The sequence below is a fragment of the Asticcacaulis sp. AND118 genome (assembly GCF_020535245.1).
GTDB lineage: Bacteria > Pseudomonadota > Alphaproteobacteria > Caulobacterales > Caulobacteraceae > Asticcacaulis.
The window spans coordinates 1610991-1626127 of sequence record NZ_CP084910.1 but is presented as its reverse complement, the minus strand read 5'-3'; the positions used below and the strand labels follow the sequence as shown (position 1 = coordinate 1626127).

The 15137-nt window shown below is 61.9% G+C and carries 11 protein-coding genes; 8 read left to right on the top strand and 3 right to left on the bottom strand.

Features of this window, described 5'->3' with window-relative positions; all coding sequences use genetic code 11:
- Positions 1–13 precede the first annotated feature (13 nt).
- The 6 genes from hflX to lexA all read left to right on the top strand — a co-directional run bounded on the left by hflX (position 14) and on the right by lexA (position 7576).
- A complete protein-coding gene (gene hflX, locus LH365_RS07785; RefSeq protein WP_226743099.1) occupies positions 14–1360 on the top strand; it encodes a GTPase HflX in 1347 nt (448 codons plus the stop codon).
- Positions 1361–1734: 374 nt separating this feature from the next.
- Complete coding sequence (locus LH365_RS07780; protein WP_226743098.1) at positions 1735–4164, top strand: beta-galactosidase; 2430 nt, start codon at positions 1735–1737, stop codon at positions 4162–4164.
- Between the two features lie 195 nt (positions 4165–4359).
- Positions 4360–4953, top strand: a complete 594-nt coding sequence (locus LH365_RS07775; protein WP_226743097.1) for an aminodeoxychorismate/anthranilate synthase component II — start codon at positions 4360–4362, stop codon at positions 4951–4953.
- Positions 4946–5959 (top strand): anthranilate phosphoribosyltransferase, encoded by a 1014-nt coding sequence (trpD, locus tag LH365_RS07770; RefSeq protein ID WP_226743096.1) that lies wholly within the window; start codon positions 4946–4948, stop codon positions 5957–5959. The genes LH365_RS07775 and trpD overlap by 8 nt, the downstream gene beginning before the upstream one ends.
- Positions 5960–5963: 4 nt before the next feature.
- Complete coding sequence (gene trpC, locus LH365_RS07765) at positions 5964–6758, top strand: indole-3-glycerol phosphate synthase TrpC (protein WP_226743095.1); 795 nt, start codon at positions 5964–5966, stop codon at positions 6756–6758.
- A 110-nt stretch (positions 6759–6868) separates the two neighbouring features.
- Positions 6869–7576, top strand: coding sequence for a transcriptional repressor LexA (gene lexA, locus LH365_RS07760; protein WP_226743094.1), 708 nt, complete (start codon positions 6869–6871; stop codon positions 7574–7576).
- On the opposite strand, the gene LH365_RS07755 is transcribed toward lexA, so the two are convergent.
- Entirely contained in the window at positions 7573–9663 is a 2091-nt protein-coding gene (locus tag LH365_RS07755) for a ComEC/Rec2 family competence protein (RefSeq protein ID WP_226743093.1), read from the bottom strand. The two genes, lexA and LH365_RS07755, sit on opposite strands and share 4 nt — an antisense overlap.
- Before the next feature lie 107 nt (positions 9664–9770).
- Between LH365_RS07755 and gltX the strand changes: the two genes are divergently transcribed.
- Positions 9771–11180, top strand: a complete 1410-nt coding sequence (gltX, locus tag LH365_RS07750; RefSeq protein ID WP_370639748.1) for a glutamate--tRNA ligase — start codon at positions 9771–9773, stop codon at positions 11178–11180.
- 73 nt (positions 11181–11253) lie between these two features.
- Entirely contained in the window at positions 11254–12543 is a 1290-nt protein-coding gene (gltA, locus tag LH365_RS07745; RefSeq protein ID WP_226743091.1) for a citrate synthase, read from the top strand.
- Positions 12544–12604: 61 nt separating this feature from the next.
- Here gltA and LH365_RS07740 read toward each other — a convergent pair whose 3' ends face one another.
- Both LH365_RS07740 and lpxB read right to left on the bottom strand, forming a co-directional pair.
- A complete protein-coding gene (locus tag LH365_RS07740; protein WP_226743090.1) occupies positions 12605–13798 on the bottom strand; it encodes a serine hydrolase in 1194 nt (397 codons plus the stop codon).
- Positions 13799–13968: 170 nt separating this feature from the next.
- The gene (gene lpxB, locus LH365_RS07735) at positions 13969–15108 is read right to left on the bottom strand and encodes a lipid-A-disaccharide synthase (RefSeq protein ID WP_255606552.1); all 1140 of its coding nucleotides are present in this window, start codon (positions 15106–15108) and stop codon (positions 13969–13971) included.
- Between the last annotated feature and the right edge of the window lie 29 nt (positions 15109–15137).

Genomic DNA, 15137 nt, shown 5'->3' with positions numbered 1-15137 from the left:
CCAAAGGACTCTTTTGACCACAAAGTTTGTAAGCCGCACGCCGGAAACCCAGCGTGCGGTTATTATCGATCCTGACATGGCCGCGCCCCACGCGCCGTCTTCTCCGCGTCAGCCGCAGGGCGTCGCGGCCACGCGGCGCTACGACGAATCGCGTCTGGACGAAGCCGCCGGTCTGGCCATCGCGCTGGATCTCGACATCGTCGCCACCGAGACGGCGCGGGTGCGCAAGCCCAATCCCGCCACCCTGTTCGGGTCGGGCAAGGTCGATGAGATCGCCGCCATCTGTGAAGACGCCGAGGCCGACCTCGTCATCGTCAACACCACCCTGACGCCGATCCAGCAGCGCAATCTCGAAAAGGAATGGGAACGCAAGGTCATCGACCGCACGGGCCTGATTCTGGAAATCTTCGGTCGCCGCGCCCGCACGCGCGAGGGCAAGCTGCAGGTCGAACTGGCGCGGCTGGAGTACGAGCGCTCGCGTCTGGTTCGCACCTGGACCCACCTGGAGCGTCAGCGCGCCACCGGCACCACCGGCGGCCCCGGCGAAACCCAGATCGAACTCGACCGCCGCATGATCGCCGACAAGATCAAGCTGCTGAAAGGCGAACTGGATGAGGTGCGCCGTACCCGCAGCCTGCACCGCAGCGCGCGCAAGAAGGTGCCGTACCCCATCGTCGCGCTGGTCGGCTATACCAATGCCGGCAAATCGACGCTGTTCAACCATCTGACGCGCGCCGAAGTGCTGGCCAAGGATATGCTGTTCGCCACGCTGGACACGACGCTGCGCACGCTGAAACTACCCAATGGCCGCGCGGCCATCCTTTCGGACACGGTGGGGTTCATCTCCGACCTCCCGCACGAACTGGTCGCCGCCTTCCGCGCCACACTGGAAGAGGTGCTGGAGGCCGATCTGGTCCTGCACGTCCGCGACATGTCCAATCCGGAGACCGACGCCCAGGCGCAGGACGTCATGCAGGTGCTCAACCACATTCATCCCGATATGGACAAATCGCGCATGATCGAGGTGTGGAACAAGATCGACCTGCTGGACGACGAGGCGCGCGACATCCTCTACAGCCGCGCCGTGTCGGACCGCGCCGCCAACAAGCCGGTGATGGTTTCGGCCATTACGGGCGAGGGGATCGACAAGCTCCTCAGCGATATCGCGCTCAAGGTCGACGAATCCGGCACCGAGATTGATGTTGAACTGGCGCCGCAGGACGGGCAGCTTCTGGCCTTCCTGTACACCCAGGGACGGGTTCTGGACCGTTTCGATGACGAACACGGCCATATCCACCTAAAGGTCAAGCTGACCGATCAGGCGCTGGGCCGTTACGAACAGATGACCGGCGGTCGTTAAACTCCATTTTGTGAGAAAAAAGAGTTCCGCCCCCTTGCAAAACGATTGCACTGGTCCTGTCTGAATCCGACATCGTGTGGCGGGCGTCATTAAGGGGATCGGTCTGGATCTCGTCTTCGTACCGCTGTCGGCGGCGACGTTTCAGGCCCTATGGGCGCGCAACAGTCAGGAAGCGCATGCCAATTCGGCTTGATTGCCTATGTCGACGGCTTCTGGCCGATGTTCCTGCTGACCCTGGCGCCATTCCGCTGCTTCTGCTCATTCGCATCAGGAAATCGGACGACCGCGCGTCGGTTAGCACGGGCGCCGATCATTAAGGCTTGGCGACCCCGCTCTATTGTCGTACAAATTTCCGAAATCAAAGGGAAATGCCAATGACCGGGAAACTTCTGGCCGCCTCGACCGCGGCGCTGGCCCTGCTGTGGAGTGCGGCCTCTGCCGAAACCGCGCGCGTCGATGCGCAAGCCGCACCGCCTGCGCCGCGCGAAGGTCTGCTGAAGATGGGGGCAGGGGCATCGCCTTCCGGGCAGGTCATGGCCGTCAACGACCGTTACTTGACCATAGACGGCAAGCCCGTTCTGCCGGTGATGGGCGAGTTTCACTATACCCGTTTTCCGGAACAATATTGGGAAGAACAACTGCTCAAGATGAAGGCGGGCGGCGTCAATGTCGTCGCCACCTACGTCATCTGGCAGCACCATCAGGATCGTCCTGACGCCTTCGACTGGAGCGGCAACCGGAACTTACGCAAATTCATCCAACTGGCGCAGAAGCACGATCTGTATGTCTATCTGCGCCCCGGTCCGTGGGCCCATGCCGAAGTGCGCTTTGGCGGCATCCCCGACTGGGTGGTCGATTCGGTACCGACGCGCGGCAACGACCCGACCTATCTCGGCTATGTCGACGCCTTCTTCGCTCAGGTGGCCGAACAGGCGAGGGGCCTCCTGTGGAAGGACGGCGGGCCGGTCATAGGCATCCAGATCGAGAACGAATATAACCGCACCGGACCGCTGCAAGGGCGCGAACACATTTCCCGGCTAAAGGACATGCTGATCGCCAGGGGCTTCGACGTGCCGCTGTATACGGTCACCGGCTGGGACAATGCCGTCTTCCCACGCGGCGAAGTCATCCCGGTTTTCGGCACCTATGTCGATGAGCCATGGTCGGCGTCAGCAACCCTCCTGCCGCCCAAGTCGAGCTACATGTTTCAGTTCGGCGTGCGCAACGAAAAGGGTCTGGGGGCGCAGGGCCGCACCTCGACGCAGGACGACGGCGCGCGTGACACCGACATCACGCCCTTTTTCGGGGCGGAATATGGTGGCGGCGTCCCGCAGATGTACCGCCGCCGGCCGATCATTTCACCCGACGACATCGCCGATATGGTCATCACCAAGATCGGCTCCGGCGTCAATCTGCTGGGCTACTACATGTTCCAGGGCGGTCAGAATCCGCCGGGCTATCCGTCGCGCGACGAGAGTGTAGCGACCGGTGGCTTCAACGACGTGCCCAAGCTGGGTTACGATTTTCAGGCGCCGCTGGGGCAGTACGGACAGGCGCATCCGGTCCTCAACAAGCTGAAGCCTATCCACTATTTCCTGCAAAGTTTCGGTGATCGTCTGGCGCCGATGACCGTCTATGCCCCGGAGGTGAAACCCGCGGCCGCCGACGATCTGAAGACCCTGCGCTGGGCCTTCCGCGGTGACGGCAAATCCGGCTTCGTCTTCGTCAACAACCATATCCGTCAGTATGAGACACCGGCGCATCCGGATACGCGTTTCGAGGTCAAGCTGGGCAACGAAACCCTCACCCTGCCGTCCAAAGGCGTGACGGTAGCGCAGGGGGCGGCCTTCATCTGGCCGGTACATTTCGATCTGTCAGGCGTCGATCTGCTGTGGGCGACGGCGCAACCGGTGACGCGTATAGACGACGGGCAGGGCGATCTCTACGTTTTCGCCGCCAGCGACAAAATCCCCCCGGAGTTCGTTTTCGCCGCCAATGCCGTCAAGTCGGTCAAGGGCGCTACGCAAAGCAAGCAAGGCGGACAGTTGAAAGTGACGCCAGAGGCGGGACGCATCGTCTCCGTTACGGGGGCAAACGGCAAGACGGCGCGTTTCATTCTGCTCAGCGAAACGCAGGCACAGACCCTGACCATGGTGCAGATTCAGGGTCGTCAGCACCTGATCCTCAGCGAAGCGCATGTCTTTGAAAGCCCGGAAGGCGGGGCCGCTTTCCGGCAAACCCGTCCGGATTTCAAATTTGCGATTTATCCATATTTATCAGATAATTTATCCACAAATCTAAAACTGAAACCTCAAAAGCGTATGGGCGGTTTCCAGAGCTATTCGGCATCCGCGCCGGAGGTGAAACTGACGGCCGATGTCAGTGTCCTGCGTCCAGCCGGAAAAGCGCCGCCGCTCAAGACCTACGGCCCGCGCAATACACCCGTCGTACCCGAACCGGAAAGCTTCGGGGCCTCGGCCTCATGGACGGTGAAGGTGCCGGAAACGGCGTTGAAAGGCGTGTCGGACGTCTATCTCGACGTCGCGTATCAGGGCGACGTGGCGCGGCTGTTTTCGGGTCCGGAAATGCTCGACGACGAATATTTCATCGGCAAGACCTGGCGTATCGGCCTGAAGCGCTATGCCGATAAGCTGGCTAAGCCGCTGACCCTCAGCATCATGCCGTTGCGCGAGGATTCGAAAGTCTATTTCGACGCCAGCGTAAAGCCGGCATTCGAGAACGGTCAGGTGGCGCGTGTATACAAGATCGAACTGACGCCGGAATACGAACTAACGCTGAAATAGGGCCGCCAATAAATAGGGCCGCCAATCAGGGCGTGAAAACCACGCCCTGATTGGCGGCATCAAAATATCGCATAATAAATCTTATGGGAAATTTTGATACGCAAAGGCGTGAAACCGTTTAATCGTCCGGCGTCCGCCTATTTCCGTTTGGCTTTTACGACGCCTTTGCCTATATCGCTTGCATGGGAGTTGGCCATGATCCTTGTCATCGATAATTACGACAGCTTCACCTATAATCTGGTGCATTATCTCGCCGAGCTTGGCGCGGAAACGCAGGTTTACCGCAACGATGCCCTGAGCGTTCAGGACGCGCTGGCGTTGAAGCCCAAGGCGGTTTTGTTGTCGCCGGGACCGTGCGCGCCGGATCAGGCCGGCATCTGTCTGCCGCTGCTGCGTGCGGCTCCCGAAGACCTGCCGATTTTCGGCGTCTGTCTGGGCCATCAGGCGATCGGTCAGGCCTATGGCGGCGACGTCATCCGCGCCAAGACCCTGATGCACGGTAAGACCAGCCAGATTCATCACAGCGATATCGGCCTGTTCAAGGATCTGCCCAATCCGTTCACGGCAACGCGTTATCATTCGCTGGCCATCAAACGCGAAACCTTGCCGGATGACCTGATCGTCACGGCGTGGACTGAGGATGGCGAAATCATGGGTGTCCAACACCGCACGCGGCCGATCCACGGTGTGCAGTTCCATCCGGAATCCATTGCTACCGAAGGCGGCCATCAGATCCTGTCGAACTTCCTCAGTTTGGCCGGGATCGAGAGCCAGAACCTCTATGTCTGACGCCTTCAAACCCCTGCTCGCCAAGCTGGCCGACGGCCAGACCCTGTCCGACGAAGACGCCGAAATCTTCTTTTCCGCCTGTCTGCGCGGCGAGCCGACCCCGGCTCAGGTCGCCGCAGCCGTCACCGCCATCCGCCTGCGCGGCGAAACGGTGGGCGAAATCGCCGCCTGCGCCCGCGCCATGCGTTCGGCGGCCAAAACACTCGACCATCCGTACGACACGGTCGATGTCTGCGGCACCGGCGGCGACGGCCTGCACACGCTCAACATATCCACCGCCGTGGGCTTTGTCGGCGCCGGCGGCGGTCTGAAAATCGCCAAGCACGGCAACCGCGCCATCACCTCGAAATCCGGCACGGCGGATGTGCTGGCCGCACTTGGCGTCAATATCGACGCGACGCCGGAACAACAGCGCAAGGCGCTCGACGAAGCCGGTATCTGCTTCCTGTTCGCCGTGGCGCATCACGGTGCCATGAAGCACGTGTCACCGATCCGCCAGCAACTCGGTTTCCGCACCATTTTCAACCTGTTAGGTCCTCTCACCAATCCCGCCGGCGCGCGCCGTCAGGTGGTGGGCGTGCCCTCCCCGCGCTTTATTGAACCGATCGGCAAGGCCCTGGGGCAACTTGGGGCAACCCACGCGTGGGTCGTGCATGGTTCCGGCCTCGACGAACTGACGACCACGGGCGAAACCGAGGTGGCGGAATGGAAGGACGGCAGGCTGCGCCTGTTCACCATCACGCCGGAAGCCGTGGGCCTGCCGCGCGCGGCGCTGGCCGACATCACCGGTGGCGCGCCGGAACATAATGCCGCTGCGCTCCGCCGGCTGCTGGAGGGAGAAAAAGGCCCCTACCGCGACATCGTTCTGCTCAATTCAGCCGCGGCCTTCCTTGTAGGGGGTACGGTGGAGACCCTGCGCGAAGGCCTCGACCACGCCGCCGCCAGCATCGATGACGGCAAGGCTTTGGCCGCGCTCGATCAGCTCGTCACCTTCACGAACCGCTAAGAACATGTCCGATATTCTGGAAAAGATCGCCGCCTACAAGCGCGAGGAAGTCGCCGAACGCAAGCCGCTGGCCTCGCTGGCCACGCTTGAGGCGCGCTTTCCGACCGTCAGCGCGCCGCGCGGTTTCAAGACCGCACTGGTAGCCAACAAACAACCGCACAGCCTGTCGCTGATCGCCGAGGTCAAGAAGGCCAGCCCGTCCAAGGGCTTGATTCGTGAGGATTTCGAACCGGCCAAACTTGCCGCTGCCTATCAGGCCGGTGGCGCGTCGTGCCTGTCGATACTGACCGACGCCCCCAGTTTCATGGGCCACGAATCGCACTTCGTGGCCGCGCGTGAAGCCGTCACTCTTCCCTGCATCCGCAAAGAGTTTCTCGTCGATGTCTGGCAGGTCGCCGAATCGCGCAGCATCGGCGCCGACGCCATTCTGGTCATCATGGCCATGATCGACGACGCTCTGGCCGCTGACCTGATCGCTGCCGCCCACGCCTATGGCATGGATGCGCTGGTCGAGGTGCATGATGCCCCGGAAATGGAGCGCGCGCTTAAACTGACCTCGCCGCTGATCGGGATAAACAACCGAAATCTCAGAACTTTCGATGTCGATTTGAAAACGACCGAAGACCTGTCTTCGAGGGTCGGGCCGGAGCATATTCTGGTGGCCGAAAGCGGTATCTTCACGCCGCAGGACGTGGCGCGGCTGGAAAAAACCGGAGCGACGGCCATGCTGGTAGGCGAAAGCCTGATGCGACAGGGCGACATCACTCAGGCGGCGAAAAATCTGCTCACGCCCGCTTGACAAGACCCAAGAACGCATACAGAACACTTTACGCAAGTTCATGACTTGTTCACCATTCATGCGCTAAACATTGCCATGTCCGGGGACAATATTTTGCAGCGGGTGGACCTATGCTGACGACCAAACAACGCGAGCTTCTGATGTTCATTCATGAACGCATCAAGGAAACGGGCGTGTCCCCATCCTTTGATGAGATGAAGGAGGCGCTGGATCTGGCGTCGAAGTCGGGCATTCACCGGCTGATCACCGCCCTTGAGGAGCGCGGCTTTATCCGCCGCCTCGCCCACCGCGCCCGTGCGCTGGAGGTTATCAAGCTACCGGATCAGGCGACGACCGCCGCGCCGCCGCGGGGCCGCCAGACCTTCGTGCCGCAGGTGGTCGAAGGCACGCGTGCCTCAGCCCCGGCGCCCGCCTCCAAGCCCGCCAATGACGAAGGCCGCGAACTGCCGCTGCTGGGCAAGATCGCGGCTGGCGTGCCGATCGAAGCTTTGGGCGCTGAACGTGACCGCATCCGCGTGCCGGAAATCTTCGTCGGGTCGGGCGAACATTATCTGCTGGAAATCGAAGGCGATTCGATGATCAATGCCGGTATTCTCGACGGCGACTACGTGATCATCAAGAAGTCGGATTCGGCGCAGTCGGGCGAGATCGTCGTGGCGCTGGTCGAAGGCGATACCGCGACGCTGAAACGCCTGCGCAAAAAGGGCGCGTCGATTGCGCTCGAAGCCGCCAACCCGGCCTATAAGACTCGCATCTACAATGCCGATGAAGTGGCCGTGCAGGGCAAGCTGGTCGGCCTGATGCGCCGCTATCATTAATATTTGACGCGTTTTTGCGTCCAGGGCCGCCGACCTCTCAAGGGTTCGGCGGCTTTTACGTTCCAGCCACCGGCCTCTGTGCGCGTCAGTTCCATCGCGCCTAACCGTTCGAAATCCGAGGCGGTGATGCGGTTGACCCCTGCACAGCCATCCGGCCAGTCTGTTATCTGCGAGCGCAAAACGACCAGTTTTGACGACAGACACAGGGCTTCAAGCTGTTCGGGTTTAGGCGATTTGCGCCCGAAGGCGAAACCGATGCGATAGGGTGCGGTCGCCGTCGGCACACAGATATAGCTTTTGCAGACATAGTCCTGCGCCAGTCGCCCGCCGGCTTCGTTCAGCGCATAGCGTTTCAACCAGAGCTGATAGCCATATTGACGCACGGTGGGACGCAAGGCGTAGGCCGAACCCTTCGTCTGTATCGCCGCATTACCCCCTTCGGCGTCGAGCCAGATATCCGGCGGTGTCTCACGCGGCCAGTAGACAACGGCCAGAGCGGCAATCAAACCCAGCCATCTGGCATTGCCCCTGATCAGGCACATCCACAACACACCACCCATGGAAACCGCTAATGCCAGATTGGGAGGCGCGCCGACGGTCATCACGGCTCCGGGCAGATCGGCGACAAAGGCCGCAATATGGGCGATGACGGTCAATCCCTGGCTGGCCAGCCATAGAAACGGCATACTCAAGGGCGTCGCACTAAGGACTGTTCCGACCGCCAGCGCCGGCATGACCACGAAACCGGTCACCGGCGCTTCGAGCAGATTGCTGATCAGGCCATACATCTGGGCGCGGCCGAAATAGAAGATGCCAAACGGCGTCGTCGCCAACCCGGCGACGGTCGAGGCCAGAACCGACACCTTCAGCCAGTGCCATATATTTTGCCACCCCCTCACCCACCACGGCACATCCAGTTCACGCACCGGGTTGCGCGACGCCTCGGCCAGAGCCAGCAAGGCTGCCGTGGCGCAAAAGGACATCTGAAACCCCGGTTCGAGCACGGCTTCCGGCATCAGCAGCAGGACGATGATCGCTGCCACCGCCAGGGCGCGCAGGCTCAGGGCACGGCGGTCGAACAATATCGCGCCGAACGCCACCCACGCCACGACGGCGGCGCGAATGGCGGGAGACGGCGCGCCGGACAGGGCCAGATAGACGCCGACCGCGACGATGCCGAAGCCTGCCGCCCACTTCTTGATCGGGTAGTGCAAGGCGACAAACGGCAGCAAGGCCAATGCCGCGCGACAGGCAAAAAAGGCGAACCCGCCGACAATGGCCATGTGCAGGCCTGAAATGGACAGAATATGCGCCAGACCGGAATCGCGCATGTCCTCGACCAGATCGGGGGCGAGAAAGGCCTGATGCCCGGTGACCAGCGCCGCGGCAAATCCTCCCATGCGCGGAGCGTTGACCTGCGCCGTCAAACGCTGCGTCACCTCCCAGCGCCAGTGATTGAGGGCCGTCATGCGCTGCAAAGCTACAGGCAGGGGCGGCGTCTCGATCAGCCGGACACGCCCCGGCGCAAAGCCCACCGCACCGACCGCATCGAACCACGCCGCGCGCGCATAGTCGTAACCGCCGGGAATATTCGGCCCGGCCGGCGGATGCAGGATGGCAAAGGTGGAAATGGCCTGACCCGGCGCGATATCCGGCGGCAACTCGCGCAGACTCAGGCGCACCCGGATCGGCGTCTCTTCGGGCGCAACGCCGGAAAGCCGCAAGGGGGCCAGCAGAAGTTTCGGCTCGGACGTATCGGTCCCGACGATATCGACCACCACCGCATCCAGCCGGAACTGCGTCTGTTCGGACGACAGAACCGGCGCCGCCACGCGTTGCGTACGCAGCTTGCAAAGTCCCACTCCCAGCACAACCATCAGGGCCAGCAACAGACACTTGCGAAGCGCAAGTTTCCATTCAAAGCGTTGCGCCAAGGCGTACAGGCCACCCATAGCCGCGATCAGGCCGAGAACCCACAGCCCTGAGGGTTCAAAACGCAGGCTGAGATAGGCCGCGCACCCGCCCCCCAGCGCCACCGGCAGCCACAGGACCAGACGACCGGTTTGCGCCGCGATCGCATCGGTCACCGCCTGCCGCAGATCGACAGACTCAAGGCGTGAAAAAAGTACGCGAAGCCGCTGCAAACCCCTACCCCCGCCGCCCCGAAAGCGTATAAGGGCGCATCCGAATTACAATCATGGCCTCTACCTTGACGCAAGTTGTTACCCGTTTCGCGCCTTCGCCCACCGGCTACCTGCATATCGGCGGCGCCCGCACCGCCCTGTTCAACTGGCTCTACGCCAGACATACGGGTGGGCGTTTCCTGATCCGCATCGAGGATACCGACCGCGAGCGCTCCACCAGGGAAGCTGTGGACGCCATTTTCAAGGGGCTGGACTGGCTGGGGCTGAACACCGAAGAGCCGATCGTCTTCCAATCGACGCGCGAAGCCCGTCACAAGGCAGTGGTCGAACAGCTCTATGCCTCCGGCCACGCCTATGCCTGCTTCATGACGCCGGAAGAGACCGAGGCTGCCCGCGAACGGGCCAAGGCCGAGGGTCGCGCCCTGCGCTCGACTTGGCGCGATCGCACGCCCGACGCCACCCAGTTGACGCAGCCGCACGTCATCCGCTTCAAAGGGCCGCTCGACGAACCGTTGATCATCGAAGACGCGGTGCAGGGCACGGTGACCTTCAACACCAAGGATATGGACGACCTGATCCTGCTGCGTTCGGACGGCACGCCGACCTATAATCTGGCCGTGGTGGTCGACGATCATGACATGGGCGTCACCCATATCATACGTGGCGACGACCACCTGAACAATGCCGCGCGCCAAACCCTGATCTATAAGGCCGCCGGTTGGGACGTGCCGACCTTCGCCCATATTCCGCTGATCCACGGCCCGGACGGCGCCAAGCTCAGCAAGCGCCACGGCGCTCAGGCGGTAGGCGATTACGAAGCCCTCGGCTACCTGCCCGAAGCCATGCGCAACTATCTGGCCCGGCTCGGCTGGTCGCACGGCGACGACGAAATCTTCACCGACGCCCAGATGATCGAATGGTTCGATATCGCCGACATTAACAAGGCCCCCGCGCGTCTCGATTTCGCCAAGCTGGGCCACGTCAATGCCCACTGGATCAGAGAGTGCGCGCCCGAACGCCTTGTCGCGCTTGTGTTGAATGAGGTGCGCGTACGCGGCGAAGTCGCCGACAACGCTGAGGAAATCCTCGCGCGCACGCTTCCGGAAGTGAAGGAACGGGCGCAGACGATTCCGGATCTGGCCGCCGCTTGCGCTTTTGCATTGACGAAAAATGATTTTACTCTTGATGAAAAGACGAAAAATCTGCTCACCGAGGAGACGGTGCAACGCCTGAGGCGGCTTCACGAAAATTTGTTAAGTCAGACAAATTGGAGCGCTGTTGAACTGGACGTCGAATTGAAAAAATTCGTTGAAAATGAAGGCGTTGGCTTTGGGAAGATCGGTCCGGTCCTGCGGGGAATCCTCTCTGCCGGTCACCCCGCCCCCGACATTTCGAGGACTTTGGCGGCTCTCGGCAAGGCCGATAGCCTTGCCCGACTAAAGCAGGCTCTTTTCATTTAGGTTCGCACTTTATATAGCAGGTGCAACGAAAATGCCGTTTGCATTGCACACAAAGATAAGAGGTAAGCACGTCATGACCCAGACACCTCCCGCCAAAGTCACCGTAGGCGACAAGGTCATAGATCTGCCGATCCTGAAGGGCTCGATCGGCCCGGACGTGATCGACATTCGTAAGCTCTATGCGCAGTCCGATGCCTTCACCTACGATCCGGGCTTTACCTCCACGGCGTCGTGCGAATCGAAGATCACCTATATCGACGGTGATCAGGGCGTGCTGCTGCACCGCGGCTATCCCATCGATCAACTGGCGTCGCAGTCGAACTTCCTCGAAACCTGCTACCTTCTGCTTCACGGCGAACTGCCGTCCGCCGCCGAGTACGAAAAGTTCGAAAGCACCATCACCCGCCACACCATGCTGCACGCGCAGTTCGACCGGTTCTTTGACGGTTTCCGCCGTGATGCGCACCCGATGGCCATCATGACCGGCGCGGTCGGCGCTCTGTCGGCCTTCTATCACGACAGCCTCGACATCCATGACGCCCAGCAGCGCGAAATCTCGGCGCACCGCCTGATCGCCAAGATGCCGACCATCGCCGCGCGCGCCTTCAAATACAGCGTCGGTCAGCCCTTCGTGCATCCGAAGAACAACCTCTCCTACGCCGAAAACTTCCTGCGCATGTGCTTCGCTGTTCCGGCCGAAGACTATGTGGTCGATCCGGCTCTGGTACGCGCCATGGACCGCATCTTCATCCTGCACGCCGACCACGAACAGAACGCCTCGACCTCGACGGTTCGTCTCGCCGGGTCGTCGGGTGCCAACCCGTTCGCCTGTATCGCCGCCGGCATCGCCTGCCTGTGGGGCCCGTCGCACGGTGGGGCCAACGAAGAAGCGCTGAACATGCTGCGCGAAATCGGCACGCCGGAAAAGATTCCGGAATTCATCGCTGGCGTGAAGGACCGTCGCTACAAGCTGATGGGCTTTGGTCACCGCGTCTATAAGAACTACGATCCGCGCGCCAAGGTCATGCAGACCTCGGCCTACGAAGTTCTGGCCGCCACGGGCCGCGAAAACGACCCGCTGTTCCAGGTCGCCAAGGAACTGGAAGCCGTCGCCCTGAAGGACGACTTCTTCATCGAGCGCAAGCTGTTCCCGAACGTCGATTTCTATTCCGGCATAACCCTGTCGGCCATGGGCTTCCCGACCACCATGTTCACCGTGCTGTTCGCTCTGGCGCGCACCGTGGGCTGGATCGCCCAGTGGAAGGAAATGATCGAAGATCCGGGTCAGAAGATCGGCCGTCCGCGCCAGCTCTACACCGGCGCCACGCAACGCGACTTCGTTCCGGTGTCGCAACGCGGTTAAGCCGTTCGGTACCAAAAAGAAAAAGCCCGCCGGAAACGGCGGGCTTTTTTTGATCTCCATTTTAGGTTTTGATGGCCTCCTCCAGCCCTAATCGCGAAGCCTCCAGCCGCAGCGCCTTCTGGGCCGCGCCGAAGTGCGCCGCCCCGCCGCCGTCGCAATTATAAAGGATGGCGACGGTCACCTGTTCGTCGATGAAGCTGCGCAGGTGTCCGGTGAAGCCATTGATGCGTCCGCCATGCGTACAGTAGCGACGGCTGTCCTCGGTTACGCCCAGACCGACGCCGAACCCGTATTTCAAAGGCTCGCTGCCCTGACGCTCCCACGCCGGTTCACCGTTTTTCAGCAGGGCCGGCGTCAGCATGGCCTCGAAACTGTAGGGTTTAAGCACCCGGTCGTTGAGCAGGGCCGAGTGCCAGCGGCACAGGTCCTCGGTCGTGGAGCGGATGGCCCCTGCGCCGCTGAGGAAGCTCGGCGACACCGGCAGGTTAGGCAGGAAACCGCCCGGCGTCGGCGTATAGCCGCGCGTCGCGGCGTTAGTGACTTCGCAACTCTGGTCGATCGTGGTGTTGTTCATGCCCGCCGGCAGGAACAGATGCTGACGGCAGAAGTCGGCAAAGCTCTGCCCCGACAGATGCTCGACAATGGTCGACAGCAGGGTGAAGCCGGAATTGGAATAGGCCCAGCCCAGCCCCGGCGCGAAGCGGTAAAGCGGCTTGCCCGCGCGGATCAGCTTGAGCACATCGGCCGTCGTATAATCGCGCGTCTGGGCTTCGGTCAGAATAGTGTGGTCCTGACGGTTGATATAGTCGCCCATGCCGGAGGTGTGGCTGAGCAACTGACGCAGGCTGACCTCCGCACCGCGCGGAAAGTCCGGCAGGAATTTCGACAACGGATCGTGGACCGACAGGTGCCCCTGCTCCGCCAGCAGCAGGATGGCCGCGGCGGTGAACTGCTTGGTGATCGAGGCGATACGCAGGCTGGTCTGCGGCGTCACCGCCAGGCCGCTGTCGATATCCGACGCGCCGAAGCCCTTGGAATAGAGCATCACGCCCTTATGCATGACGCTGAGGCTCAAGCCCGGCGTCAGCTTGCCATCGACCATAGCCTGTGCCAGCGCGTCCAGCGTCGGCCAGTCCTTGAGTGCGGGCGCATTCGCCCCTGCGCTCTGTACGGGGGCGTCACCGGAGACATCACGGCGCAGGACGCTACCGCCCAGAGCCGCCAGACTCAGGGCCACCGCCGCACGGCGCGTCATACCCCCCAAAGGATACGAAAATCGGGTCATGGTAAATGATGTGCGATTTATATCTTAAGTCCGTGTTAACGCCGCACGGGCGCAAGCGATCAATCGTGCGACGCACACAGACTCTTAAGTTAGGCGATAATTCCGGCATAACAAGACGGGCCGCCAGCCCTCTCTCACATTTATGTCAGTTTGAGATACTGCAGAACGGCTTCGGCGGCGCGAATGGCCGGGGCCGGTTGTCCGCGCCCCATCAGGTCCAGCGCCGAGAACTGTTCCGTCGTTTGAGCCTCCCGGAAGGCCGGATCGTCCAGCCGTTCGGACAGGGCCCGGATCAGGTTCTCCGCCGTACATTCGTGCTGGATGAATTCCGGCGCCACCCCCTTCTGCGCCATGATGTTGAACAGCGTGACGTGCTGAAGCGGCGAAATGTGCTTGAACAGGAAATAGGTCAGGGGCTCGACCTTATAGGCTACGATCATCGGACATCCGGCCAGCGCCAGTTCGGTGGTCACCGTGCCGGAACAGGCCAGCGCCACCGTCGCCGCCCGCATGGCCGACAGCTTGTCGGCCTCGCTGTCGAGCAGGGACAAGCCCGCGTCTACACCCCTCAGACCTTCGTGCACCAGATCACGCACCGTATCAGCCACCGGCACGACGAATTTCAGGTCCGGACGCGCCCGCGCCAGCCCTTCGATGGTTTCGCGGAAGACCGGCATCAGGCGCTTGATCTCGGACGGGCGGCTGCCCGGCAGGACCAGCAGCATCGGCGCATCACCGAGGCTCAGCCGTGCCCGAAGACCTTTCGGATCGGCCTGCGTGAAATCGACATTCAGCGCCGGATTGCCGACGACGACCGTCTTGAGGCCTTCCTTTTCAAAATAGGGCGCATCCATGGGGTGCAGGGCCAGCAGCAGGTCGACGCTTCGGGCCAGAGTCCTGGCGCGGCCCGGACGGGTGGCCCAGACCTGCGGCCCGACATATTTGATCAAAGGTACATCGGGCATGACGGCGCGGATGCCGTGCGCCACACGCAGCGTAAACCCCCACGAGTCGATCAGCACCACGGCGTCGGGCTTTTCACGCGAGGCCAAGGCCACCGTATCGGCGACACGCGCCTTGACGCGCTTATAGGCTTTCAGCCCCTCGACAAGCCCCAGAATGGACAATTCGGCGATGTCGAACGGGCTCTCTACGCCCAAGTCGGCCATACGCTTGCCGCCGACGCCGCAGAAGCTTAGAGGCACGGGCGACTGCCGCTGCAGTTCGCGCATCAGCCCCGCGCCCAGCATGTCGCCAGAAGCCTCGGCAGCCACCAGCATCAGCTTGCGCGGTCCAGATTCTGACGGAG

Bases quoted from the DNA above. Each gene is read 5' to 3' on its own strand.
- trpC (WP_226743095.1), top strand. From the start codon at position 5,964: ATGTCCGATATTCTGGAAAAGATCGCCGCCTACAAGCGCGAGGAAGTC.
- LH365_RS07740 (WP_226743090.1), bottom strand. From the start codon at position 13,798: ATGACGCGCCGTGCGGCGGTGGCCCTGAGTCTGGCGGCTCTGGGCGGT.
- LH365_RS07775 (WP_226743097.1), top strand. From the start codon at position 4,360: ATGATCCTTGTCATCGATAATTACGACAGCTTCACCTATAATCTGGTG.
- lexA (WP_226743094.1), top strand. From the start codon at position 6,869: ATGCTGACGACCAAACAACGCGAGCTTCTGATGTTCATTCATGAACGC.
- lpxB (WP_255606552.1), bottom strand. From the start codon at position 15,108: ATGCTGGTGGCTGCCGAGGCTTCTGGCGACATGCTGGGCGCGGGGCTG.
- gltA (WP_226743091.1), top strand. From the start codon at position 11,254: ATGACCCAGACACCTCCCGCCAAAGTCACCGTAGGCGACAAGGTCATA.
- LH365_RS07780 (WP_226743098.1), top strand. From the start codon at position 1,735: ATGACCGGGAAACTTCTGGCCGCCTCGACCGCGGCGCTGGCCCTGCTG.
- trpD (WP_226743096.1), top strand. From the start codon at position 4,946: ATGTCTGACGCCTTCAAACCCCTGCTCGCCAAGCTGGCCGACGGCCAG.